At 70.7% G+C, this 24,094-nt stretch carries 24 protein-coding genes; 14 read left to right on the plus strand and 10 right to left on the minus strand.

The features are described 5' to 3' along the window. The first annotated feature begins 150 nt into the window (after nucleotides 1–150). The 4 genes from ACIRPT_RS16750 to ACIRPT_RS16765 all read left to right on the plus strand — a co-directional run bounded on the left by ACIRPT_RS16750 (nucleotide 151) and on the right by ACIRPT_RS16765 (nucleotide 3,884). Nucleotides 151–462, plus strand: coding sequence for a hypothetical protein (locus tag ACIRPT_RS16750; protein WP_403513511.1), 312 nt, complete (start codon nucleotides 151–153; stop codon nucleotides 460–462). Between the two features lie 57 nt (nucleotides 463–519). Further along, nucleotides 520–1,941, plus strand: coding sequence for a WXG100 family type VII secretion target (locus ACIRPT_RS16755; protein ID WP_403827639.1), 1,422 nt, complete (start codon nucleotides 520–522; stop codon nucleotides 1,939–1,941). Between the two features lie 115 nt (nucleotides 1,942–2,056). After that, entirely contained in the window at nucleotides 2,057–3,247 is a 1,191-nt protein-coding gene (locus ACIRPT_RS16760) for a S8 family serine peptidase (protein ID WP_403827641.1), read from the plus strand. A 4-nt stretch (nucleotides 3,248–3,251) separates the two neighbouring features. Further along, entirely contained in the window at nucleotides 3,252–3,884 is a 633-nt protein-coding gene (locus tag ACIRPT_RS16765) for a hypothetical protein (RefSeq protein ID WP_403827643.1), read from the plus strand. A 60-nt stretch (nucleotides 3,885–3,944) separates the two neighbouring features. On the opposite strand, the gene ACIRPT_RS16770 is transcribed toward ACIRPT_RS16765, so the two are convergent. From ACIRPT_RS16770 to ACIRPT_RS16780, 3 genes are read right to left on the minus strand one after another with little or no spacing between them, the layout of a single operon-like run. Beyond that, nucleotides 3,945–5,165 (minus strand): alpha/beta hydrolase family protein, encoded by a 1,221-nt coding sequence (locus ACIRPT_RS16770; RefSeq protein WP_403827645.1) that lies wholly within the window; start codon nucleotides 5,163–5,165, stop codon nucleotides 3,945–3,947. A 45-nt stretch (nucleotides 5,166–5,210) separates the two neighbouring features. Continuing rightward, nucleotides 5,211–6,005 carry a TetR family transcriptional regulator gene (locus ACIRPT_RS16775; RefSeq protein WP_403827647.1) on the minus strand — a complete coding sequence of 265 codons (795 nt, stop codon included), beginning with the start codon at nucleotides 6,003–6,005 and terminating at the stop codon, nucleotides 5,211–5,213. 33 nt (nucleotides 6,006–6,038) lie between these two features. After that, on the minus strand, nucleotides 6,039–6,902 hold the full coding sequence (locus ACIRPT_RS16780; protein WP_403827649.1) for an alpha/beta fold hydrolase: 864 nt from the start codon (nucleotides 6,900–6,902) through the stop codon (nucleotides 6,039–6,041). 102 nt (nucleotides 6,903–7,004) lie between these two features. On the opposite strand from ACIRPT_RS16780, the gene ACIRPT_RS16785 reads away from it, so the two are divergent. Together ACIRPT_RS16785 and ACIRPT_RS16790 are read left to right on the plus strand one after the other, a co-directional pair. After that, a complete protein-coding gene (locus ACIRPT_RS16785) occupies nucleotides 7,005–7,424 on the plus strand; it encodes a MerR family transcriptional regulator (protein ID WP_403827651.1) in 420 nt (139 codons plus the stop codon). Between the two features lie 159 nt (nucleotides 7,425–7,583). Next, nucleotides 7,584–8,414 carry a hypothetical protein gene (locus ACIRPT_RS16790; protein ID WP_403827653.1) on the plus strand — a complete coding sequence of 277 codons (831 nt, stop codon included), beginning with the start codon at nucleotides 7,584–7,586 and terminating at the stop codon, nucleotides 8,412–8,414. A gap of 14 nt (nucleotides 8,415–8,428) precedes the next feature. Here ACIRPT_RS16790 and ACIRPT_RS16795 read toward each other — a convergent pair whose 3' ends face one another. The 5 genes from ACIRPT_RS16795 to ACIRPT_RS16815 all read right to left on the minus strand — a co-directional run bounded on the left by ACIRPT_RS16795 (nucleotide 8,429) and on the right by ACIRPT_RS16815 (nucleotide 12,546). Further along, the gene (locus ACIRPT_RS16795) at nucleotides 8,429–9,202 is read right to left on the minus strand and encodes a succinate dehydrogenase iron-sulfur subunit (RefSeq protein ID WP_403827655.1); all 774 of its coding nucleotides are present in this window, start codon (nucleotides 9,200–9,202) and stop codon (nucleotides 8,429–8,431) included. Continuing rightward, on the minus strand, nucleotides 9,202–10,956 hold the full coding sequence (sdhA, locus tag ACIRPT_RS16800; RefSeq protein WP_403513485.1) for a succinate dehydrogenase flavoprotein subunit: 1,755 nt from the start codon (nucleotides 10,954–10,956) through the stop codon (nucleotides 9,202–9,204). The genes ACIRPT_RS16795 and sdhA overlap by 1 nt, the downstream gene beginning before the upstream one ends. Before the next feature lie 23 nt (nucleotides 10,957–10,979). Continuing rightward, entirely contained in the window at nucleotides 10,980–11,447 is a 468-nt protein-coding gene (locus tag ACIRPT_RS16805) for a succinate dehydrogenase hydrophobic membrane anchor subunit (RefSeq protein ID WP_403513482.1), read from the minus strand. A 9-nt stretch (nucleotides 11,448–11,456) separates the two neighbouring features. After that, nucleotides 11,457–11,837, minus strand: a complete 381-nt coding sequence (gene sdhC, locus ACIRPT_RS16810) for a succinate dehydrogenase, cytochrome b556 subunit (RefSeq protein ID WP_078971524.1) — start codon at nucleotides 11,835–11,837, stop codon at nucleotides 11,457–11,459. A gap of 202 nt (nucleotides 11,838–12,039) precedes the next feature. Beyond that, complete coding sequence (locus ACIRPT_RS16815; protein WP_403827658.1) at nucleotides 12,040–12,546, minus strand: 2-oxo-4-hydroxy-4-carboxy-5-ureidoimidazoline decarboxylase; 507 nt, start codon at nucleotides 12,544–12,546, stop codon at nucleotides 12,040–12,042. A gap of 545 nt (nucleotides 12,547–13,091) precedes the next feature. Between ACIRPT_RS16815 and ACIRPT_RS16820 the strand changes: the two genes are divergently transcribed. From ACIRPT_RS16820 to ACIRPT_RS16830, 3 genes are all read left to right on the plus strand, one after another. Then, on the plus strand, nucleotides 13,092–14,795 hold the full coding sequence (locus ACIRPT_RS16820) for a glycoside hydrolase family 20 protein (protein ID WP_403827660.1): 1,704 nt from the start codon (nucleotides 13,092–13,094) through the stop codon (nucleotides 14,793–14,795). Between the two features lie 570 nt (nucleotides 14,796–15,365). Further along, complete coding sequence (locus ACIRPT_RS16825; protein WP_403827946.1) at nucleotides 15,366–16,160, plus strand: RNA polymerase sigma factor; 795 nt, start codon at nucleotides 15,366–15,368, stop codon at nucleotides 16,158–16,160. Further along, nucleotides 16,160–17,227 carry a hypothetical protein gene (locus ACIRPT_RS16830; protein ID WP_403827662.1) on the plus strand — a complete coding sequence of 356 codons (1,068 nt, stop codon included), beginning with the start codon at nucleotides 16,160–16,162 and terminating at the stop codon, nucleotides 17,225–17,227. The genes ACIRPT_RS16825 and ACIRPT_RS16830 overlap by 1 nt, the downstream gene beginning before the upstream one ends. A 158-nt stretch (nucleotides 17,228–17,385) precedes the next feature. Here the strand turns inward: ACIRPT_RS16830 and ACIRPT_RS16835 are convergent, their stop codons facing one another. Further along, entirely contained in the window at nucleotides 17,386–18,228 is an 843-nt protein-coding gene (locus ACIRPT_RS16835; RefSeq protein WP_403827664.1) for a peptidoglycan-binding protein, read from the minus strand. A 131-nt stretch (nucleotides 18,229–18,359) separates the two neighbouring features. On the opposite strand from ACIRPT_RS16835, the gene ACIRPT_RS16840 reads away from it, so the two are divergent. From ACIRPT_RS16840 to ACIRPT_RS16850, 3 genes are all read left to right on the plus strand, one after another. After that, entirely contained in the window at nucleotides 18,360–19,958 is a 1,599-nt protein-coding gene (locus ACIRPT_RS16840) for a methylmalonyl-CoA mutase (RefSeq protein ID WP_403827666.1), read from the plus strand. 41 nt (nucleotides 19,959–19,999) lie between these two features. Beyond that, complete coding sequence (locus tag ACIRPT_RS16845) at nucleotides 20,000–20,866, plus strand: hypothetical protein (RefSeq protein ID WP_403827668.1); 867 nt, start codon at nucleotides 20,000–20,002, stop codon at nucleotides 20,864–20,866. Between the two features lie 104 nt (nucleotides 20,867–20,970). Further along, on the plus strand, nucleotides 20,971–21,183 hold the full coding sequence (locus ACIRPT_RS16850) for a hypothetical protein (protein WP_403513463.1): 213 nt from the start codon (nucleotides 20,971–20,973) through the stop codon (nucleotides 21,181–21,183). A 27-nt stretch (nucleotides 21,184–21,210) separates the two neighbouring features. Here the strand turns inward: ACIRPT_RS16850 and ACIRPT_RS16855 are convergent, their stop codons facing one another. Further along, nucleotides 21,211–21,918 carry a FadR/GntR family transcriptional regulator gene (locus ACIRPT_RS16855; protein ID WP_403827670.1) on the minus strand — a complete coding sequence of 236 codons (708 nt, stop codon included), beginning with the start codon at nucleotides 21,916–21,918 and terminating at the stop codon, nucleotides 21,211–21,213. Nucleotides 21,919–22,049: 131 nt separating this feature from the next. Between ACIRPT_RS16855 and ACIRPT_RS16860 the strand changes: the two genes are divergently transcribed. Together ACIRPT_RS16860 and ACIRPT_RS16865 are read left to right on the plus strand one after the other, a co-directional pair. After that, nucleotides 22,050–22,565 (plus strand): gluconokinase, encoded by a 516-nt coding sequence (locus tag ACIRPT_RS16860; protein ID WP_403513457.1) that lies wholly within the window; start codon nucleotides 22,050–22,052, stop codon nucleotides 22,563–22,565. Nucleotides 22,566–22,620: 55 nt separating this feature from the next. Continuing rightward, nucleotides 22,621–24,069, plus strand: coding sequence for a gluconate:H+ symporter (locus ACIRPT_RS16865; protein ID WP_403827673.1), 1,449 nt, complete (start codon nucleotides 22,621–22,623; stop codon nucleotides 24,067–24,069). The last annotated feature ends 25 nt before the right edge of the window (nucleotides 24,070–24,094 follow it).

The raw sequence follows: 24,094 nt of genomic DNA on the forward strand, positions 1-24,094 counted from the left end.
ATCACGACTTACGATCTTGCCATTTCGGCCGCCAACTCCGTAATCTTTATTGACTTTACGCTGCCCATAACCCTCCTGCCGTGGTGGCGCCCGGTGAGGGTGGGCGGCGCGGCGCGGGCGAGCAGGGTGCGCGAGTTACGGGGAGCAGTCATGGGGAAAAGCTTCAAGGTCAATATCGACGAGCTGGACGGCGTCGTACGCCAGCTCAGGCGCCTTCAGGGCGATATGGATCAAACAAGCCAGAAGGTGAAGTACAGCACGAATATTCCGAAGTCGGCATTCGGCATCAACTTCCTCGAGGCGGGCGAAATTTCCGGCGCCCATGACCAGATGCAGGGATATCTGTCGGACGTCGTCTCGGCACTTCAGGACCTCATCCACAAATTCGGTGAGAAGACCGAGGCCAGCCGCGGTGCCTACGAGGACCAGGAGCACGGGACCAAGGTCTCGATGAACGGCTGAGCTTCCAGGATGACGCACGGGCGAGGATGAAAGGGACGACGATGAAGGGGGGCCGGCGTGGTTGACGCCAGGCAGGAGCGCGAATCCGCTGCGGCGATGGAGAAGCAGCGCAAGGATCAGGAGCGGGCAGACCGGCTGAAGTCGTTCAAGGACGAGCGCCTGACCCCGCACTCTCCTTCCGACTTCCACCACCACGGCATCGACGCGCTCCGCGCCATGATCGCGCACGCCAATCCCGGGACGATGGAGACCGCCGGGAACCACTGGCGTTCCTCCGCCGACGTGCTCGGGGGCGAGGACGGGAACGGCGGCGTCCGGAAGAAGTTCATGGACGCGGTCGATCACGCATCCGCGCACTGGGAGGGCTCGGCGGCCGACGCGTTCCGCAGGGAAGCCATGAAGGTGCTCAGCAAGATCGACAGGACCTACCGGCATGCCCGGAAGATGGAGTCGTCGCTGATCGGCACGCGTGAGTTGGGCTCGCATGTGGGCCTTGCGCACAACGTCCGCGAGGCCATGACGGCCATGTCGAAGATCCATGACCCGGGCAAGGTCGACAGCGCGATGGACTCGAGCGGTGACGACAGCCAGTTCAAACTGGACATGGCCAACCCGAAGATGGACGCCCGTCAGGCGCTGGAGCTCAACCGGGACAGTCTGTCCCTGAGCAAGGAGCGCCAGGTCGAGGCGGTCATCGTGATGGATGAGCTGGCGCACCACTACACCAACCGCTCCAAAGGGTGGATCGAGGACACCGGCGACGGCCCGCACGGCGACTGGCCGACGGAGCCCTCGCACAACCCGTCGCCGCCTCCGGTGCGGATGCCGGTCACCGGTGGCACGCACCCGGACCCGTCCTCCGTCGAACCGACCAGGCCCAACGGTGTGGCCGGCGGCGCCGTCCCGGCGGGCTTCGACGGTCCCAAGGTCCACCGGCCGGAACTGCCCGTGAACACGGGACTGGACAGCGTGCAGGGCGGCCTCATGTCCCCGCCGCCGACCGCCGGCGGATACGGCGGCGGAGCGCCGGGCGGTGGACACGGCTCGTCCGGCGGGACCGGCGGCTTCCCCGGCGGCGCGATGCCGCCGGGAGTCATCGGCGTGCCCGGCGGCATGCGCCCCGGCGGCGTACGCCCGCCGGCCGGTGCCGGCGGGATGCGCGGCGGCATGCCGGGCGTGGGCGGCGCCAAGGGCGGCTCGGCGGGTGCCGCGGGCGCGGCCGGGCGCAGCGGTGCGCAGGCCCGTACGCGTGGTGGTCTGGCCGGCAAGCCGGGCGGCCCCGCGGGCGGCGCCAAGCAGGGCGGCTCGGGGCTGCACCGCAGCCGTGGCGGCAAGAACGCCGGCATGGGCGCCGCCGGAGCCAAGGGCAAGGACGGCCGGGAGAAGGAGCGCAACAGCAAGCAGCGCCCCGACTACTTGGTCGAGGACGAAGAGACGTGGACCTCGCAACGTAATGTGGCGCCGCGTGTCATCGAGTAGGCCGACGTCACGGTCGTACGGCGGCAGGTAAGGAGTGGCCCCACACCCGAGGGTGCGGGGCCTTTCTTCGGATGGAACACTGCCGCCCGGACAGCACAGCGAGAAGGAGCCAAGAATGAGGGTCACCCGAACACTGCGCGCGACAGTGGGTGCTGCGCTGACCGGAGCGCTGCTCATCACCGCGAGCGGTCCCGCCGCCGCAGATCAAACACGTAAGGATCTGTGGCCGCTGGAGGCGTTCGGGTCCCAGCAGCTGTGGAAGGACGCCACCGGCAAGGGCGTGACGGTGGCCGTGCTCGACAGTGGCTTCCGGGAGACCCACCAGGACCTGAAGGGGCAGTTCCTGGCCGAACCGGGCTTCGGCAAGAAGGCCGAGGCCGAAGCCGCGAAGAACCTCGGTCCGGGTGAAGACGATGTCCGCGACCACGGCACCGCCATGGCCTCGATCATTGCGGCACACGGGCACGGTCCGGGCGGCTCCGAAGGAGTCAAGGGGCTGGCGCCCGGTGCCAAGATTCTCCCGGTCCCGGAGTACGGCGTCGGCGGCCAGGCCACCCGCTGGGCCGTGGACCACGGTGCCGACGTCATCAACATGTCCTACGGCGGCGGGCAGAGCGGCGATGAGTGCGATTCCGTCGCCTACGCCCTCTCGAAGGGCGTTGTGGTCGTGGCCGGAGTGGGCAACGACGCCGTGACCAAGCGGACGTATCCGGTGGGTTGCCCCGGGGTGATCGGTGTCGGAGCGGTCGACCAGTACGGCATGCCTGCGGAATTCAACAACCACAACGCCGACACGGATCTGCTCGCCCCCGGTGTGAAGCTTCCGGTCGCGTCGGGCAAGAGCGACTCGGGCTACGACGGGGGCACGCAAGGCAGCTCGCAAGCCACCGCCTACGTCTCCGCCACGGCCGCCCTCCTCAAGGAGAAGTTCCCCGACCTCACCCCGGGGCAGATCGCCAACCGCCTGGTGAAGACGGCCGGCCTGCCCAAGGACCAGAAGGGCCTCAAGCTCCCCGACGCGCACTACGGATACGGCTACATCCAGCCCGGCCCCGCCCTGCGGAAGGACATCGCGGCCGGTCCGAAGGAGGGCCCGCTGCCGATGCCGAAGGGCAAGCCGGCGCAGGCCGGGGCTGCCCAGGGTGCGGACAAGAGCCAGGACGCCGGGGAGTCGACGGGCGGCAACGGCACGCTGCTGCTCTACGGCGGCATCGGTGTGGGCGTGCTGGTCGTCGTGGGCATCGTCGTCGCGGTCGTCGCCTCGTCCCGTCGCCGTAAGAACGCCGGCGGGCAGGCCTGGGGCTGAGCCCGTGGAGAACCCGGCCCCGGCCGAGGCCCCGGATGTGGCGCAGGTGCTCAAGGTCAACTACCTCATGCTGGCCCGGCTTCTCGCTTCGCGTCTGCTTCTCGCTGTTTTCCTGGCGGCGATCCCGGTGACGCTGGGACGCCTCGGCATTGTCGACTCGCCCTTTCCCTGGGTGCTGGCCGTTGCGGGAATGGGCGTATTGATCTTCACGGTTTACCGTGCCCTTTACGGGATCCGTGTCGTCCAGTGCGCGAGAGTGCTCCGCCACTATCCGCTGGAATTCCGCCCCCGGGTGGTCAGGAAGGGCGAGCGGTGGACGACGTACGGCGACGTCTTCGAGGTCCGCGTGACCACACGCGGGCAGCACGGGGCGCCGCTGATGCTGGCTGTCCCTGCGGCCGGACGCCGTCGCTGGCCGGGAGGTACGGAAGAGGGGGTATGGGTCGCGGGTGACCTGCCCTTCGGTGGTGTGATGGTGTTGCCCGGAAGCAAGGCGATGCTGTTCATGAAGCCCGCGCACTGGGAGAAGACCGCCGCGCGGCGTGAACAGGCCGACGCCGAGCGCACCGCACTCGCGCAGCGGGCTCGCCTCACCGACAGGACGAAGAACGCCGTGATGATGCGGCCGGGCGCATAAGCGCCGAGGGACGCCGCCGCCCGGGAACTCCTCCCGGGCGGCGCCCCGGCCGGGCCGGGATCAGGGAGACTGGAAGGTGACCTCGGGGTTGGCCGCCGACGGCCCGTCCAGCAGCGGCTGGTGGATGCCGCGCAGCTGCTGGTCGAAGAAGGCGCCCACATAATCGCGGGTTATCTCGCCGGACCGCTTGCCGGAGAGCGGGGCCGAGGGGTCGCTCACCCCGAGCTGGGCGCCCAGGACCGGCAGGTCGATAAAGGTGAAGTGGCCGGCGTCGGCGACGGTCAGCCAGCGCTTCCAGCCGTCCAGCGACTGCCAGTACTTCGGCCAGCTGGTGTCCTCGGAATCGGGCGAATGTCCCGCCTTGGTACCGAGCATCAGGAACGGACGTCCGCCCAGGGCGGGGGCGGAGAAGAAGGTGCCGTCCATGTTCACACCGGCACGGATCCGCCGGTCACCGGCCATGGCGGTGGCCGCGGCGTTGCCCCCGATGGAGTGCCCGGCCGCGCCGATCCGCCGGGCATCGATGAGGCGGGAGAACCTACGGGCGGGAGCGGCGTCATGGGCGCCGTGGCGGCCCGTCAGCTGGTCGATGACGAAGGAGATATCGGTCGCCCGGCCATCCGCCACCTTCGCCAGCAGCTTCCTGGAATCCTCCTGGGTCGGGGCGTTCTTCACCGTGTCGCAGGCGACGCAGGTCAGGGTGCGGCCGCCGGGAAAGGCCGTCCCGAAGGATTCGTAGGCGTGGTCCACGACTGCCACCACATAGCCGCGGGAGGACAGATCCTCCGCGAGGAGGGTGAGGGTGGCGCGGTTGAGGGAGAAGCCCGGCGAGAGGACCACCAAGGGGTGTCTGCCCGCCAGGGGGCGGGCGGCCGTGCGGGCGTTGGTGTGCGTACCGGAGAGGAGCTCGGGCGGGAACGTCTTGCCCAGCTTCTGCTTTTCGAGGAGGAGCCGGGCCTCTTCGGTGGTCATGTACTGCGCGGTCGCCCCGCCGCTGCCGGCGTGCGCCGGGTAGTACATCGACACCATCAGCTCGCGTGCACCGGCGGACGGAACCCATGGATCCCGGCGCGAGGTGTCGACCAGGTGCAGGGTGTCGCGCCCGATGGCGTACGGACCGGTGGGGCGGGGGAGCTCGAGTTGTACGGAGGAAGGGGCCGGGGCCGAAGCCGTCACGGCGGACGGCGGCGCCGCAAAGGCCGTGCCCGCCGCGGCGATCGGCAGCGGCAGCGCGAGAGCAAGAGCGGCTAAAACGGCTGCACTACGGTGAATTCGCTTCATGATTCGAGCGTACGGGCGGGTGATCACGCCCGGTACCGACGAAAGTCATGAGTTCTCGGTGACAGTCTCAGGGTTGGCCGACGAGGGGCGGCCGGGCACGGCGCGGCTCCCGGCCGGCAGCAGGAACTCGCTCAGGACGTCCGTCACTTCCCGCACCAGCGGGCGCAGTACGCGAAAGCGCGAGGCGGCGATGGCGCGGGCGACCAGGGGCGAGGTGCGTTCGACCAGGGCGCGGCTGCGGGCGCGGTGCTCGGAGCGGTCGTGGACCCAGTAGAGGACCAGGCCCATCTGCTGCAGCCACAGCAACCTGGGCAGCTGCTCGGCGAGTTCGGGGTCCGCCTTGATGTCGGCGCCGGCCAGGAGGCGGCGGTGCAGGTCGATGACGGCCTCGCGGGGACCCTCGGACTCGTCGGAGAACGGGCTGAGCGGGCTGGCCGGGTCCGCGGCGTTCTTGAAGAACTGGGCGGCGAACTCGTGATACGGCTCGGCGATGTCCAGCCACGCCAGCAGCACCCCGCGCAGCCGCCGCGCCAGCCCGCTCTCCCGCGCGAGAACGTCCTGGACGGCGGCCGCGTGCTCCTCGGCCATCTGGTCGTAGAAGCCCTGGACCAGATGCTCCTTGGAGGCGAAGTAGTAGTACGCGTTGCCGACGGAGACCCCGGCCTCCTGGGCGATGGCCCGCATGGTGGTCTTGTCGTAACCGCGCTCCCGGAAGAGGCGCAGCGCGGTCTCGAGGATCAGCCGCCGGGTCTGCTCACTCTTGGCGCCGGGGCCGCCTCCCGGCCTCCCGGTGCCCCCCGTCCTCGGCGTCTTCCCGCTGCTCGTCGTCGCGTCGTCCACGCCGACGACCCTAATCGGGGGCCGCGGCGGGCGTCACAGCCGGTGCCGGGCGAGGAACCCTTCGACCAGCTCCTGCCACTTCCGCGGGCCCTCGACCATCGGCAGATGCCCGGTGGCGATCTCGGCGTACTCGGCGCCGGGAATGCGGTCGGCCAGGTAGCGGGAGTGCGACGGGGGGACCAGCGGGTCCCGCGTCGTGGCGATGACCAGGGTGGGGACGCGGATACCGGGGAGGTCGGCGGTGGTGTCCAACTCCTTGACCAGCGCGGCCTGTTCGGCGGACCCCCGGGGCGGCAGGGACGGGTCCGGGTCCAGTACGGTGCTCAGCGCCTGCGGTGACAGCCCGTTGAGGTACTCCCGGGAGAACCCGCTGACGGCCCGCGCCTGGGCGAAGGCCGCGTAGTCGCCGCGCTCCAGGAGGCGCAGCCAGAGGTCCATCCAGAGGGTGATGTGGGCGTCGGCACGGGCGAGTCCCGCGGCCAGGACGAGGCCGGTGACCCGCTCGGGGTGGCGCGCGGCGGCCCGTACGGAGACGGCCGTCCCCATGGAGAAGCCGATCAGCGTGAAGGTCTCCAGCCCGGCGGCGATGGCCTCGGCCACCAGGGCGTCGGCGAGTGCGTCCAGCGTCAGGGGCGCGGTGGCGCGCGGGGTGTCGCCCGACCCCGGGTAGTCCGGGGCCACCACGCGGTGGCCGGAGGCCGCCAGTACGGGGATCAGCTCCCCGTAGTTGCTCAGGACGCTGCCGGTCGCGCCGTGCGCCAGGAGCAGGCCACGACCGCCGGGCGCCCCGGCGACGGTGGTGGACAGCGGCGGGAAGGCGGCGGAAGGCGCGGCGGAAATCCGGGGGCCGACAGGGGCCGTGGCGGGAATTCGGGTGTCTGCGGCAGTGTTCGTCATGGCGAAGAGGCTGCCGCTTGACGCCGGTGTGAAGGTCAAGCGGACCGGAAGGGACCTGCGTCACAGGGAGGGCGGGGGACGGTCATGGGGGAGGGAGACCGGATGCGGAGAGGCGAACGGGACCGGATGCGGATCGGGGAGCTGGCGCGGCGCGCCGGAGTCAGCACCCGCTCGCTGCGCTACTACGAGCAGCGGGGCCTGCTGCAAGCCCACCGCGATACCAACGGCTACCGGCGCTATGACGCCGAGTCGGTCGACACCGTCGCCCGGATACGCGAGCTCCTCGCCACCGGCCTCTCCACGGACGACATCCGCGATCTGCTGCCCTGCGCGCAGGGCGGTCCGGGCCTGAACCCCTGCGCGCTGTCCTGTAGCACCATGGAGCGGCAGATGGGCCAACTGGACGCGGAAATAGCCGAGTTGACGCGGCGCCGGGTGGCGCTCGGGGCGTATGCGCAGGTCATGCGGGAGCGGCGGGCCCAGGACGAGGCGCTGGCCGCGCTGGCGCTGCGCTCGGCCTGAGAGGCCGCCCAAAAACCCGGCGAACCTCCGCCGCCGCGCCCGCGTGTCTGGCTTGCGGCAGGCGACCGGCGGACGGATCCTCGTGTGCACGCCGCTCGGGGGAGAGCGGCGGGCCCTGGACCTCAGGGATCCCGAACACCGGGGGATGATGTGCTCCAAGTGCACTTCACCGCGCAGGATCTGGCCCGCACGAGAGTGGCCGAGGGCGCCGATCCGCTGTGGGAGACCATGCTGAGCCTGCATGCCCTGCGCGAGAGCCGGGCCGATCCCGCGCTGTCCGCCTGGCGCCGGCACGCGGTGCGGCACGGCCCTGGACCGCTGCGTACCCTCTTCCCGCTGGTCCCGCAGCACGGCTACTTCCCGGACTTCCTCACCCCGCCCGCCGCCTCGGACGGCGTCGAGCCGGGCCTGGAGGCCGTGATGAGCACCCCGCGCACGCGCCTGCGCGCCGAGCTGGCCGTACTGGCGGAGGGGCGGGCGCTGCCGGGCTGGACCCGGGACATCGCGGCGGGGGAGCCGGCCGCCCTGCGCCATCTGGCCCGCAGCGTGCGCACGTACCACCACCGCGCCATCGCACCGGGCTGGCCGGCGATCGCCGAGCGGGTCGGCAGGGACCGGGCGTTGCGGCGGCATGCGCTGGGCGAGGCGGGCGCGGAGGCGATGCTGCGGACGTTCGGGCCGGTGATGCGGTGGCGGCCGCCGGTGCTGGAGGTCGACTATCCGCTGGAGCGGGAACTGCACCTTGAGGGGCGGGGGCTGGTCTTCGTCCCGTCGTACTTCTGCCGCGAGGATCCGGTGGCGCTGGCGGACGACGCGCTGCCGCCGGTGCTGGTCTATCCGGCGGCGGGGACAAGGACGCCGTTGGCCGCGAATGCGGAAGGGCCCCGCCTCCGTTTATGGAGACGAGGCCCTCGCCCACTCGTACAGCAACCGTCAATTGAGGAGCCCGTACGGCGAGCGACCACCTCCGCGAAAGCGGCGGCGGTTTAGCCGCAAAAAGGGGCCTAGAAGCGGCGCGTGATCAGCGCTCGCTTCACCTCCTGGATGGCCTTGGTGACCTCGATACCGCGCGGGCAGGCGTCCGTGCAGTTGAAGGTCGTGCGGCAGCGCCACACGCCGTCCTTGTCGTTGAGGATTTCGAGCCGCTGCTCGCCACCCTCGTCACGGCTGTCGAAGATGAAGCGGTGCGCGTTGACGATCGCCGCCGGGCCGAAGTACTGGCCGTCGTTCCAGAACACCGGGCACGAGGACGTGCACGCGGCGCACAGGATGCACTTGGTCGTGTCGTCGAAGCGCTCGCGGTCCTCGGCGGTCTGCCGGCGCTCACGGGTCGGCTCGTTGCCGGTCGTGATCAGGAACGGCATCACGTCCCGGTACGCCTGGAAGAAGGGGTCCATGTCGACGACAAGGTCCTTCAGCACCGTCAGGCCCTTGATGGCCTCGACGGTGATCGGCTTCTCGGGGTTGATGTCCTTGATCAGCGTCTTGCAGGCGAGGCGGTTCTTGCCGTTGATGCGCATGGCGTCGGAGCCGCAGATGCCGTGGGCGCAGGAACGCCGGAAGGTCAGCGAACCGTCCATGTCCCACTTGATCTTGTGGAGGGCGTCCAGGACGCGCTCCTTGGGGTCGATCTCCAGCTGGAAGTCCTGCCAGCTGGCGTCCTCCGAGATCTCCGGGTTGAACCGGCGGATCCGGAAGGTGACCGTGATCAGGTGGGACGCGCCGTCCTCGGCCGCATCCAGCGCCGCGGAGTGCTTGTCGAGAGTCGGGGTGCTCATCAGTACTTACGCTCCATCGGCTGGTAGCGGGTCTGCACGACCGGCTTGTAGTCGAGGCGGATCGACTCCTGGCCGTCTGCGCCCACCTCGCGGTACGCCATGGTGTGCCGCATGAAGTTGACGTCGTCGCGGTTGGGGTAGTCCTCGCGGTAGTGACCGCCGCGGGACTCCTTGCGGGCCAGCGCGGACACGGCCATGACCTCGGCCAGGTCGAGCAGGTTGCCCAGCTCGATGGCCTCCAGCAGGTCCGTGTTGAACCGCTTGCCCTTGTCCTGGATGGACACGTTCAGGTAGCGCTCGCGCAGCTCACCGATCTTCTCGACCGCGGTCTTGATCGTCTGCTCGGTGCGGAACACCATCACATTGGCGTCCATGCACTCCTGGAGCTCCTTGCGGATCTCGGTGACCCGCTCGGTGCCGGTGGAGCTGCGCAGCCGCTCGACCTGGTCGATGACCTGCTGCGCCGGGTCCTCGGGCAGCTCGACGAAGTCGGCGTCCGCGGAGTACTCGGCGGCGGCGATGCCGGCCCGGCGCCCGAAGACGTTGATGTCCAGGAGCGAGTTGGTGCCCAGGCGGTTGGCGCCGTGCACGGAGACACAGGCGACCTCGCCGGCGGCGTACAGGCCCGGCACGACGGTGGTGTTGTCGGCCAGCACCTCGCCCTCGACGTTGGTCGGGATGCCGCCCATGGCGTAGTGCGCGGTCGGCTGGATCGGGATCGGGTCCGTGTAGGGCTCGATACCGAGGTAGGTCCGCGCGAACTCGGTGATGTCCGGGAGCTTGGCGTCCAGCTGCTCCGGCGGCAGGTGGGTCAGGTCCAGGTAGACGTGGTCGCCCTCGGGACCGCAGCCGCGGCCCTCGCGGATCTCCGTGTAGATGGAGCGGGAGACGACGTCACGCGAGGCGAGGTCCTTCATGACGGGCGCGTACTTCTCCATGAAGCGCTCGCCGTCCTTGTTGCGAAGGATGCCGCCCTCGCCGCGCGCACCCTCGGTCAGGAGGATGCCCATGCGCCAGATGCCGGTCGGGTGGAACTGGAAGAACTCCATGTCCTCCAGCGGCAGCCCGCGACGGTAGGCGGCCGCCTGGCCGTCACCGGTCAGGGTGTGCGCGTTGGAGGTCACCTTGAAGAACTTGCCGGTGCCGCCGGAGGCGAAGATGATCGCCTTCGCCTGGAAGACGTGGATCTCGCCGGTCGCCAGCTCGTAGGCGACGACGCCCGCGGACTTCTTCACCCCGTCGACGTCCTGGAGCAGCAGGTCCAGCACGTAGAACTCGTTGAAGAACTCCACGCCCTCCTTGACGCAGTTTTGGTACAGCGTCTGGAGGATCATGTGGCCGGTGCGGTCCGAGGCGTAGCAGGACCGGCGGACCGGGGCCTCACCGTGGTTACGGGAGTGACCGCCGAAGCGGCGCTGGTCGATCGTGCCGTCCGGGGTGCGGTTGAACGGCAGGCCCATCTTCTCGAGGTCGAGGACCGAGTCGATGGCCTCCTTCGCGAGGATCTCGGCGGCGTCCTGGTCGACCAGGTAGTCGCCGCCCTTGATCGTGTCGAAGGTGTGCCACTCCCAGTTGTCCTCCTCGACGTTCGCGAGGGCGGCGGCCATGCCGCCCTGGGCGGCGCCGGTGTGGGAGCGGGTCGGGTAGAGCTTCGTCAGGACCGCGGTGCGGCTGCGCTTGGTCGACTCGATGGCCGCGCGCATGCCCGCGCCGCCGGCGCCGACGATGACGGTGTCGTACTTGTGGATCTGCATGGTCGTTACCTCAGCCCCGGGGCCTAGCGGATGTTCGGGTCGAAGGTGAAGATCACCAGCGTGCCCAGAAGGACGGTGAACACCGTGGCGGTGTACAGCAGCATCTTCAGCCAGAAGCGGGTGTTGTCCCGCTGCGCGTAGTCGTTGATGACGGTACGCAGGCCGTTGGCGCCGTGCAGCATGGCCAGCCACAGCATGATCAGGTCCCACGCCTGCCAGAACGGCGAGGCCCAGCGGCCGGCCACGAAGGCGAAGCCGATCTTGGAGACGCCGCCGTCCAGCATCAGCTGGATCAGCAGGTGACCCAGGACCAGGACGACCAGGACGATGCCGGACAGCCGCATGAACAGCCAGCCGTACAGCTCGAAGTTGGTACGGGTCGACTTCGGGGTCTTGCCGGTGCGCTTGCGCGGCGGCTCGATCACCGGGGCCGGGTGGTCCACGTCGTACAGGGACACCGCGTCGTTCGCGGGAGTCGTCTCAGCAGACATCTCGCCTCATCAGCTCCCGAACAGCGTGCGCAGGGTGTGCTGCAGCACGGGGTAGAAGGCACCGGCCATCAGCACGACCCAGACGCCCATAACGGTCCACAGCATCTGCTTCTGGTACTTCGGGCCCTTGGCCCAGAAGTCCACAGCGATGACCCGCAGGCCATTGAGCGCGTGGAAGAGGATGGCGGCCACCAGGCCGTACTCCATCACGTTGACGATGGGCGTCTTGTAGGTCGCGACGACGTCGTCATAGGCCTCGGGAGAGACCCGGACGAGAGCGGTGTCGAGGACGTGTACGAACAGGAAGAAGAAGATGAGGACGCCAGTGACTCGATGAGCCACCCAGGACCACATGCCTTCCCGGCCGCGGTACAGCGTTCCAGCCGGCACGGAAAAACCCTCCGGGAGCGGGGATTGGGGCCGCGCCGGCTTCTCTGTCGGTCGGGCCCGGCCGGGTACGGTCCACCGGCCTTCGACATCGTAGCGACGCATTGTCGGTTCCTCGCGACCGGGTCCTTAGGTGTGATCAAACAGCCACCAACGGGCTATCACACAAGTACCAACCGGCGCGTTACCGGACACAAGCCGCGAATCACGGATGTGCGGGCGCCGCGAGCCGCGTCAGCCTGCCGCGGATCAGCCGGCGCAGCTCCTCGGCCGTGACGACCCGCTCCTCGTCCACGTCGTTGGCCAGCCGGGAGCGGAGGGCGCACAGCACCTGGTCCAGCTGTTCGTCCTCGCGGTAGTCGTCCAGGCAGATGACGAAGACATGACGGAAGCGTCGTTCGTACTCGGCGTGTGCGGCCCGCAGGGCGGTGTGGGCGGCGAGCGTGCCCGGACCGCGGGCGCCGGCCAGCGGGCGCGGGGAGACCGATTCCCGGGCGAGCGCCTCGTTCACCTCCGCCGGGGTCAGGTCGTAACAGGCCTCGTCGGAGGCGGCCAGCAGCGATCCCAGATCCGGGTACGGGCGGTGCGCGGCGATCCGCTGGGCCCAGCGGCCGCAGCCGCAGCAGGTCAGCAGCGCGGCCTCGACGTCCTCCCGCGGCACGGTGTTGAAACGGGCGAGCCCGGCCCCGGCCGTCCGGCCCTGCGGCACCACGGCCCGGCCGTACGGGGGTATGCCGCACGGGGCGATGAACGGGGGCAGCGTCGACGGCCGGGCGGCCGATGTGTCACCGGACAGCGTGGGCTCCTCGGACGGATGGCGGACGGACGACTGTGGACGGGGGCTGGACGGCGGGCGGCCGGACGGCTGAGATGTGCGGACGGTCCGGAAGGATCTTTCGAGAGGCGCGAACGGATCTTTCGACGGGTGCGGGACGGACGGCTGACGGAAGCTGGAGGAGAACCGGACGGACACCGGACGCCGGACGCGTACGGCGGAAGTGGAGAGGGGTGTGGTGGCGGCGCTGTGTGTGACACGACACCCCAGACACCCCAGACACCACGGTCACCCCGGCACGACCCCCGATCCGGGACCCCCGGACGGGGATGACGGACGGAGACGCCACGCTAACGACGCTTGTCGACCGCTGTCCGAAGGATGCGCGAATTTCACCCGGATGAGAGAGCTTTCGCGCACTTAGTGGACCGCGAACCCGCACACCTGGCAATGCCTTCGCCCCGAAAAGTGAGGATTGCACGATGTCGAACCCGACCCACCCGAGGTCACGCAAGGCCCCGGTGGCCTGGTCGGCCGGGCTGCTGGCCCCGGCGCTCTTCTCGGCGCTGGCGCTCACCGGCTGCTCCGGCGCCTCGGACTCCCAGCCACCGGGCAGTACGGGCAGTACGGGCAGTACGGGCACCCAGGCGACACCCGCACCCACGCCCACCTGGGCCGTGGTCACCGGCAAGCCGCGCGTCATCCCGTCCGTACGCAACTTCTCGCCGGCCGACGGACGCGGCTGGCGCCCCACGAAGGGGGCCCGGATCGTGGTGTCGGCCGGGCGGCAAAGCACCATCGCCGACGAGGCGCAACTCATGGCCCAAGATTTGGGCGGGCTGCCGGTCGTGTGGGGTAACCAGACGGTACGGCCAGGTGATATTGAGCTGAAGCTGACGGGCAAGCAGGAGACGGGCCGGCCGAACAACGCGGCCGCCCGCAGCACCGCCGACGAGGCCTACACCCTCACCGCCCGCGGCACCCGCCTCACTCTGACGGCCCCTACGGACGCCGGAATCTTTTACGGGACCCGCACCGTCAAGCAGGCCGTACGTGCCGCCGGGGGCCTGCCCGAGGGCACCATCAAGGACCGGCCGGACCGCCCGCAGCGCGGCATGTCGCTGGACAACGCCCGCAAACCGTTCAGCGCGGAGTGGATCGAGGCCCGCATCAAGGAGATCGGCGACCTCAAGCTGAACCAGTTCCAGCTGCACTTCTCCGACGACCAGGGATTCCGTATCCAAAGCGATACCCACCCCGAGATCGTCTCCCAGGACCATCTGACCAAGGACCAGGTACGGCATCTGATCAAGGTCGCGCAGAGCCGCCATATCTCCGTCATCCCGGAGATCGACTCGCCGGGCCACCTGGGCGCCGTCCTCGACCACTATCCCGACCTCGTGCTGCGCAACGCCCAGGGCCGTGCGGTCAAGGGCGCCATCGACATCTCCAACCCCAAGTCCGCCCGGCTCGTCGATTCCCTGCTGCGCGAGTACGCGGCCCTGTTCTCCAACCCCAAGGGCGCCGACGCGTACTGGCACCTGGGCGGCGACGAGTACCAGGCGCTGATGGCCGGCAACCCCGAGGCGAGCTATCCGCAGCTGGCGCGGGCCGCGCAGGAGAAGTACGGGTCCGGCGCCACCATCGAGGACCTGGCGACCGGCTGGCTCAACGACCGCGAGAAGACCGTGAAGGCCGCGGGCAAGAACCGCATCGAGGCCTGGAACGACGGATTCTTCTCCGACGGGAAGGTCGCCGCGGACAAGGACCGGACGGTCGACTACTGGACCGGCAAGGAGATCGGCAAGCGCGATCCGGCGGTCTTCCTGCGCGAGGGCCGCACCGTCATGAACTTCAACGACGAGTACCTCTATTACGTGCTCGGCGAGCCGAACGAATTCACCTATCCGACCGGCGAGCGCATCTACCGCAGCTGGACCCCGCGGGTGATCCGCGGCACCACCTCGGTGGGGGTGCCCAGTAGCCAGACGGGCCCCGACCGGATTCCCGGCGCCCGCTTCGCGATCTGGGCCGATCTCTCCCAGGCCCAGACGCCGCAGCAGGTCGCGGCCGGTATCCGGCTGCCGCTGGCCGCGCTGGCGCAGAAGACCTGGAACCCGGGGACGCCGACGATGTCCTGGCAGAGCTTCAAGTCGCTCGCGAACCAGGTTATGAAACCGGTGTGATTCCGGTGTGAATCGAGGGGACGGTCGGGGCCGCCACCAGCTCACGAGGGACGGCCGGGGCCGCCACCCCCCACAGGAGAGGCCCCGGCCGTCGTTCTCGAGAGGCCCTTACCGGGTCTCTAATCGATACAGCGCCAGACGGCGCGAAAGCGTCACACGAGCGTGAGCGCGCGGCTGCGGGCAGCGAGGACTAGCGGTCTGGACGCGGGCCGGGGCGGGCCCGTAGCCTGCGGGTTCGCGTCGGAAGGTGCACCGGCCAGGGCCCCGCCGGCGCGGCCAGGAACCAGCCGTTTTCCGGGGAGCAGCAGATGGGTCGGTGCGCGCATCGGACGGCGGCCGCGGCGACGGATGCCGGTCGCTCCGGGCATCGAGGTGCCCGTCCGGTCGCCTCCGCTTTCGTCGCTCCATGCGGTGGCCCGGGTTCGGAGCGTGTGATCGCACGCGTTACGGTCTCCAGGAACAGCCGGGTTACCCGGGGTCGGCGAACCAGCTGAACGAACCGACAAAGCAGCAAGGACCGGGCGGCGGACATTCCGCGTGCGACAGGATGGACCCGTGCGAGGGGACGACATTCAGCCGGACGACAGTCGGCTGACGGTTGCCGTGCAGGCGGCACAGGGCGGCGACGAAGCGGCGTTCCGTACCGTCTACCGGGCCGTGCATCCCCGACTTGTCGGATATGTGCGGACCTTGGTGGGCGAAATGGACGCCGAGGATGTCGCCTCCGAGGCCTGGCTCCAGATCACCCGTGACCTCGCCCGCTTCAAGGGCGACGCGGACCGCTTCCGCGGCTGGGCCGCCCGGATCGCCCGTAACCGCGCCCTGGATCACATCCGGATGCGCGGCCGCCGGCCGGTCATCGGCGGCGACGAGAGCGATCTGGCCGACACCCCCGCGCTGTCCGACACCGCGGGCGAGGCGCTCGAGGCCCTGGGCACCGGCCGCACCCTGAAGCTGATAGCCCGGCTGCCGCAGGATCAGGCCGAGGCCGTGGTGCTGCGCGTGGTGGTCGGGCTCGACGCCAAGAGCGCGGCCCAGGTGCTCGGCAAGCGGTCCGGCGCGGTGCGCACCGCCGCCCACCGGGGACTGCGCAAGCTCGCAGAGCTGCTCGGCGACGAACCCGGCGACGGACCGGGTGACGAACGCGGTGACGAACGCGGTGACGAACGAGGTGACGGGCCTGGTGGCGGCCGCGACGACGGTGCCGAGCAGGACGCCGGTCCGGACGCCGATCAGGGTGCCGACCAGGGCGGTGGCACGGTGGACGGGGTGCCCTCCCAGGGCCGAAGACGCCGCGACGACGCGGCGGAATCGTCCATACCAGGTGTGACGGAAACGGCCGCACGAACGCAGAAGGACATGTGATGGCCGACGACCGGTACGAGTGGCTCGACAACGATGCCGCGGAGCGATTGCTGCGTGGCGACGCGGTCAGTGCCCCCGACGGCGACGGCGCACGCGAACTCCAGCAGCTCCTCGACGCCGCCGCGGCGGCCGCCGCGGGCCCGGCCCAGAGTGCCGAGCTGCCCGGCGAGGCGGCCGCGATGGCGGCGTTCCGCCGGGCCCAGCACGGCTCCGGCGCCCGGCCCCGCCGTCGCGTCACGGCCGGCCGGGTCCCCGACAGCCGCACCACCCGCCCCGGCGGCGTCGCCGAACGCACCCGCCTCGCGCGCCCCTTCCGGCGCGGCTTCGCCGTCGCCCTCGCGGTCTGCGCGATCGGCGGCGTCGCGGTCGCGGCCGGTACGGGCGTCCTGCCGACCCCTTTCCGGGGCGGCGGCGATCCCGAGCCCGCCGCCAGCGTCTCCGCCGCCGAAACCCCGGGCACCCTCGAGTCCCCGCCTTCCGGCACGGAGACCGACGGCCCGGCCTCCAGGCTGCCCAGCGGCAGTCCAGGTTCCGGCAAGAGCCGCCGGCCCGAAACCCCGGCACCGGGCGGCTCGCACGGCGGCAGCCCCCCGGCCACCACCGGCCCCGGCCGCGGCAACGGCGGCGAGGACGGCAGCGGTCAGGGTGACGACGGCAAGAACAAGCCGGGCAAGGAAAGCCGCAAGCGGCTCATCCTGACGCTGTGCCGCGAATACGAATCCGGCAAGGGCGGTATGGACCCGCTCACCCGGCGCCGCCTGGAGCGCGCGGCCGGCGGCGCCGAAAAGGTGCACGCCTTCTGCCGTAAGTACCTGGCCGGTCAGGGCGGCGGCAAGGGCGACGACGGCCTCGTCGGCGGCGCGGCCACGGGCGGCCAGGACGACGGCGGCCAGAACAGCGGTGGCCAGAGCGGCGACGAGGAGGACGACGAACACCCGCCCGCCACCCCGAGCCCCACCCCAACCACCCCCGCGCCCACCCCTTCCACGCCTGCCACTCCCGCGCCCAGCACCACACCCGCGCCCACCGCCGGCACCCCGAGTACGGCGGACACCGGCCAGGTGTGACGTTTTTTGAGCCAGTGACGCAGTAGTGAGTGAAGCCGACTGGTCATCGGCTGCGCGCGAGCCGGGGTCCCCCCCGTACCTACGGCTCCGCGCCATGGCGCGGGCGGGGCACGTTCCCCCGGCCCTGCCCGCGCCCTTCATTCTCCGAGCGGCCCCGGCTAGCGATGGACGACCACCCGCGTACCGCTCCTCACCTGGCCGAACAGCGCGGCGAGCCGCCGCCCGTCGCGTACGTTGACGCAGCCGTGCGAGGCACCCCGGTATCCCCGCGCCGCGAAGTCCGCCGAATAGTGCACCGCCTGGCCCCCGCTGAAGAACATCGCGTAGGGCATCGCCGTGTGATAGATCGTCGAGACGTGATGGCGGCTCTTGAACGTGACGTGAAAGGTGCCTTCCCGCGTCGGGGTGAACTGTGATCCGAAGCGGACGTCCATCGCCGAGACCACCGTGCCGTTGACCATCCACGCCAGGGTGCGGCTCTTCTTGCTGATGCAGATCACCCGCCCCGTCAGACAGCGCCGGTCGGGCCTGCCGATCGGCAGGCTGGTCGGCGGGCGGAGCTCATCGCGCGACGGCGCATGGGTACGGGCGCGCAGCGCGCGCCATGTGGCGGACGGCACCGTTCCCGTACGGGGCAGCTTCTGCCGCTTCTGGAAGGCGCGGACCGCGGTGGCGGTGACCGGGCCGTAGTAGCCCGTCGGGGACCGCCCGAAGAACCCCAGCTGGGTCAGCCGCGCCTGCAGTTCACGGACCCGGGCGCCCTGGTAGCCCGGAGCCGCCACCGGCCGGTGGGGTCGGCTGTGGTGTCCGGGGGAGGGGGGTCTGCCGTGCGTACGGGACGGGGCGACGGGCGTCGTGGGCAGATACCGCCCGCCGGGCGAAGCGCCCACGCCCGCGCCCGTCACCGTCACCGGCCGGCAGCCCACCCCGGCCATGACCACCAAAGCCACCAGCAGCGCCGCACCCGCCAGGGGTCTCGCGCCCTTGCTCTTCCGCCGCATGCCCACTCCCGGATGCCACCGGCCGCACCAGCCACGGTTCATGTTGCCCATGCTGCGACGCGGCGAACCTGGGGCATGCTGTGCACAAGCCGTAAAACGGATGCCGATCACCCAGTGGGAGGCGTACAGCCATGGCGCGCGACTCGGGCAGTGTCCGATACAACGAGAGCGGCCTGCCCATCGAGCCCGTCTACGGGCCGCAGGCGCTCGCCGGCTGGGATGCGGAACGGCAGCTGGGCGAGCCCGGCGAGTATCCGTACACCCGCGGCGTCTATCCGTCGATGTACACCGGCCGCCCCTGGACGATGCGTCAGTACGCCGGCTTCGGCACCGCCCGCGAGTCCAACGCCCGCTACCGGCAGCTGATCGCCCACGGCACCACCGGCCTGTCGGTCGCCTTCGACCTGCCCACCCAGATGGGCCACGACTCCGACACGCCCATCGCCTCCGGCGAGGTCGGCAAGGTCGGGGTGGCCATCGACTCCGTCGAGGACATGCGGGTGCTGTTCGGCGGCATCCCGCTCGGCAGGGTCTCGACGTCGATGACCATCAACGCCCCCGCCGCGCTGCTCCTGCTCCTCTACCAATTGGTCGGCGAGGAAGAAGGGGTGGCGCCCCATCACCTCACCGGCACCATCCAGAACGACATCCTGAAGGAATACATCGCGCGGGGAACGTACATCTTCCCGCCGGGGCCCTCCCTCCGGCTGGTCGCGGATACCTTCCGCTACTGCCGGGCCGAGATCCCCAAGTGGAACACCATCTCCATCTCCGGCTACCACATGGCCGAGGCCGGCGCCTCGCCCGCGCAGGAGATCGCCTTCACCCTCGCCAACGGCATCGCCTACGTCCGTACCGCCCTCGACGCCGGCATGGACATCGACGACTTCGCCCCGCGCCTGTCCTTTTTCTTCGTCTCCCGTACGACGCTGCTCGAGGAGGTCGCCAAGTTCCGTGCCGCGCGCCGGATCTGGGCCCGCGTCATGCGCGAGGAATTCGGCGCGCGCAACCCCAAGTCGCTCATGCTGCGCTTCCACACCCAGACCGCCGGGGTGCAGCTCACCGCCCAGCAGCCGGAGGTGAACCTCGCCCGGGTCACCCTCCAGGGCCTGGCCGCGGTGCTCGGCGGCACCCAGTCCCTGCACACCAACTCCTTCGACGAGGCCATCGCCCTGCCCACCGACAAGGCCGCCCGGCTCGCCCTGCGGACGCAGCAGGTCCTGGCCCACGAGACCGATGTCACCGCCACCGTCGATCCGTTCGCCGGGTCCTACGCCATCGAGTCGATGACCGACGAGGTGGAGGCCGCGACGGTCGCGCTCATGCGGCGGGTCGAGGACATGGGCGGCGCGGTGGCCGCCATCGAGCGGGGCTTCCAGAAGACCGAGATCGAGCGGAACGCGTACCGGATCACGCGGGAGACCGAGGCGGGCGACCGGGTCGTGGTCGGCGTCAACCGCTTCCAGCTGGACGAGGAGGAACCGTACGAGCCACTGCGCCTCGATCCGGCGATCGAGGCGCAGCAGGCGGAACGGCTGGCGGTGCTGCGGGCGCGCCGTAACTCCCGCGCGGTGTCGGCGGCCCTCGACGACCTGTGCAAGGCGGCCGAGGGGACCGGCAATGTCCTCCATCCGATGCGGGACGCCCTGCGCGCCAAGGCCACGGTGGGGGAGGTGTGCGACGCGTTGCGGGGGGTGTGGGGGACGTATGTCCCCACCGACGCGTTCTGAGGGGACGGGGCGGAGCGGGCGCAGACGACGGAGGGGCGAGGGTGAGCGGGCGCGGGTATGACTTCTTCCTGGCGGGGAAGTGGGCGGCACACGAACTGCTGCCGATGCTCGCCGACGGCTTTCGGGTGCGGCCGGACGAGATCGACATCGCGTACGACGAGGCGGGCGCCGACGCCGAGGACCGCAACTGGGGCGCGCGCGTGCTGTGCAGCGCCGGGCCCGTACGGGGCGACTGCTCCTGGCTCCTGGAGGTGTACGCCCACGGCCTCGCCGAGGTGCCCGACAGCCGGACCCTGGGACTGCGGCTCGCGCGGTGGGCCGGCCGGGTCGTGCTGTACTCGGCGCCACTGGCCCGCCCCAGCGCGTACTGGATGGCCACACCGGACGGCAGGGTGGGGCGGGCGCGGATGTACGACCCGGAGGACGACTGGCCGGCCGGCACTTGGCGGCTCGATGCCGTCGAGCTCGAGACGCCCCAACTCCCCTTCGTGCCGGTCGAGTTCAATTACGAGATGATCGGCGACGAGGCCGAGTGCCATCCCCTCGCCCAGACCCTGCGCGGCATCGTCGCCGCCCTGCGCACGTACTGTCCCGAGGGCCGGCTCGAACTGCGCGGCTCGCTCGCCACCGCGACCCACGACCGCTACAGCGGCGTCGACCTGCGGTGGACCGTGCCCGGCGAGCGGTTCGCGGGGATCGTGGCGGGCGTCGGGGACCATCTCGCCGGGAGCCACCCGCTCCTGACGGCCCGCAACGACCCGGACTTCCACCACGCCCCGGACCGCCGTCTGCTGACGTACTTCTTCCGCGACCCTCCGCTGTTCCGGCGGCTGGACCTGGAGATACGGGCGGCGACGCCGCGGGAGTGGGTGCGGTGCGAACCGGCCGCGGGCGGCGCCGGGCCTTGAGCGTCGCGTCTCCCGGGCCTTGAGCGTCGCGTCTCCCGGGCCTTGAGTGCCGTGCCTCGCAGGCCGGGGGGCGGGCACGGGCGGCGGTCCGTCAAACTGGTGGCATGTCGTCACCCCGCCGCACGTGCCCCGTGTGCACCCGAGAGATCGCCGTTGTCGGCGGCCGCTACGCCCGTCATGACCCGCCGGGGCGCCGCACGGGCATCGAGCTGATCTCGTGTCCGGGGTCGCGGCGGACGGCACCGATGATGGCGCCGGCGGAGAAGCTGTTCGACCCGGAGGAGCCGCCGATGCCGGGTCAGCAGCCGCTGTTCTGAGCCCGTCCGACCGCCCCGGCCGCCCGGCTACGGGGCCAGCACGTCCAGTTCGGCCATCGCGCCGGCCGTGATCTCCCGCGTCAGCGACTCCGCCCGCGCCGCGTCGCCGACGCGTACCGCCTCCGCCACCTGGACGTGCAGGGTCACGGCCGCCGGGTCGGGGTCGGTGAACATGACGTGGTGCTGGGTGCGGCCGGTCAGGACCGCGGCGACGACATCGGCGAGCCGGGCGAACATCTCGTTGCCGGAAGCGGTCAGGATCACGCGGTGAAACGCCATGTCGTGCACGAGGTAGGCGTCCAGCTGCTGGCCGCGTGAGGTGGCGACCATGCCCATCGCGTGTTCGGTGAGCTCGGCGCACTGCGCGGGGGTGGCGTGGGCGGCGGCCAGGCCCGCGGCGGCCGGTTCGACGGCGGAGCGCAGTACGGTCAGCGAGCGCAGCTGCCGGGGGCGGTCGCGGCCGGCCAGCCGCCAGCCGATGACCCGCGGGTCGTAGACGTTCCACTCCTCCATGGGGCGGACGGTCACGCCGACCCGCCGCCGGGAGGCGACCAGCCGCATCGATTCCAGTACCCGGATCGCCTCGCGGATGACCGTGCGCGAGACGTCGAAGCGCTGCTCCAGCTCGTCCGTGCGCAGCACCGTGCCCGGAGGGTAGTCGCCCGCGGTGATCGCGGGCCCGAGGGACTCCAGCACGCGGGCGTGCAGCCCCTTCCCCGACCCCTCGTTTTCCATGGGCCAAGCCTACGTTCCCGGCTCCCGGCCAATTAAGTATGACTTTTACATCACAGACTCTTGAATACGTCGTACCCAATGGGTTTCAGTGGGCGACGCACGAGGTCGACGGAGACAGCGAGGTAAGCGGCATGAGCACCCCCCACGTGATCGTCGTGATGGGCGTTGCCGGCACCGGCAAGACGACGATCGGGCCGCTGGTGGCCGCCGCACTGGGCGTCCCGTACGCCGAGGGCGACGACTTCCACCCGCCGGCCAACATCGCCAAGATGTCGGCCGGCACCCCGCTGGACGACGACGACCGCTGGCCGTGGCTGGATGCCATCGGCGCCTGGGCGCACGGCCGCGCCGGGCACGGCGGCGTCGTCAGCAGCTCCGCCCTCAAGCGCGCCTACCGCGACCGGCTGCGCGCCGCCGCCCCCGGGGTCGTCTTCCTGCACCTCACCGGGGACCGCGCGCTGATCGAGGCGCGGATGGCCGAGCGCCAGGGCCACTTCATGCCGACCGCGCTGCTGGACTCCCAGTTCGCCACGCTCGAACCGCTCGGCGCGGACGAGGCCGGCGTCGCGGTCGATGTCTCCGGTACGCCGGAGCAGATCGCCGACCGCGCCGTGGCCGCCCTGCACCACCTCGCCCCGGCGGCCTGACCCGCACCCCTCCAGCCCCCACACCCCTTCAGTCCCCCCAACCAAGGGAATCGCCGTGACACATCTCAGCGCCGAGATGCTCGCAGCGGACGTGACCGAGCCCATCACCTCGGCCGGTCACGCACAGCTGGGCATCGCCGTCCTGGCCGGCATAGCCGTCATCGTCCTGCTCATCACCAAGTTCAAGCTGCATGCCTTTCTGTCGCTGATCGTCGGCTCGCTGGTGCTCGGCGCGGTGGCCGGTGCGCCGCTCGACAAGGTCATCGCCAGCTTCTCGACGGGACTGGGGACGACGGTCGCGGGCACGGGCGTGCTGATCGCGCTCGGCGCCGTACTCGGCAAGCTGCTCGCCGATTCCGGGGGCGCCGACCAGATCGTCGACACGATCCTGGCCAAATTTGGAGGGGCAGGGCCGCAGGCCCTTCCTGCGAAGGGCGGCGGCGGGCGACGGGCGGGCAGGGCGATGCCCTGGGCGATGGTGCTGATCGCGGGCATCATCGGCCTGCCGATCTTCTTCGAGGTGGGGATCGTTCTCCTCATCCCCGTCGTGCTGCTGGTCGCCAAGCGCGGCAACTTCTCGCTGATGCGGATCGGCATTCCGGCCCTGGCCGGCCTGTCCGTCATGCACGGTCTGATTCCGCCGCACCCCGGCCCGCTGGCCGCCATCGACGCGGTCGGCGCGAACCTCGGCGTCACGCTGGCGCTCGGCGTCGTCGTCGCCGTCCCCACCGCGATCATCGCGGGCCCGGTGTTCTCCCGTTACGCGGCCCGGTGGGTCGACATCCGCCCGCCGGAGAAGATGACCCCCGAGCGGACGACGGACGACCTCGAGCGGCGCCCCGGCTTCGCCGTCACCGTCGCCACCGTGCTGCTGCCGGTCGCGATGATGCTGGCCAAGGCGCTGGTGGACATCGCCGTCGACGATCCCGAGAACGCCACCCAGCGGGTCTTCGACGTCGTCGGCTCCCCGCTGATCGCCCTGCTCACCGCCGTCATCGTCGCGATGTTCACGTTGGGCCGCGCGGCCGGCTTCACCAAGGGCCGGATCGCCACGACCGTCGAGAAGTCGCTCGGCCCGATCGCCGGCGTGCTGCTGATCGTCGGTGCGGGCGGCGGCTTCAAGCAGACGCTGATCGACTCGGGCGTCGGTCAGATGATCCTGGAGATCTCCAAGAACTGGAACATCTCCGCCCTGCTGCTCGCCTGGCTGATCGCCGTCATCATCCGCCTCGCGACCGGCTCCGCGACGGTGGCCACCATCTCCGCCGCCGGCCTGGTCGCCCCGCTGGCGGCCGACCTGAGCACCGCCCACGGTGCCCTGCTGGTCCTGGCCATCGGCTGTGGCTCGCTGTTCTTCAGCCATGTCAACGACGCCGGGTTCTGGATGGTCAAGGAGTACTTCGGGATGAGCGTCGGCCAGACCCTCAAGACCTGGTCGGTCATGGAGACGCTGATCTCGGTGGTCGGGATGGGGTGCGTGCTGCTGCTGTCGCTGGTGGTGTAGCGGACCGCCGGTGGCTTTCGGCCGC

The organism is Streptomyces sp. NPDC101227 (assembly GCF_044767545.1).
Lineage (GTDB): Bacteria > Actinomycetota > Actinomycetes > Streptomycetales > Streptomycetaceae > Streptomyces.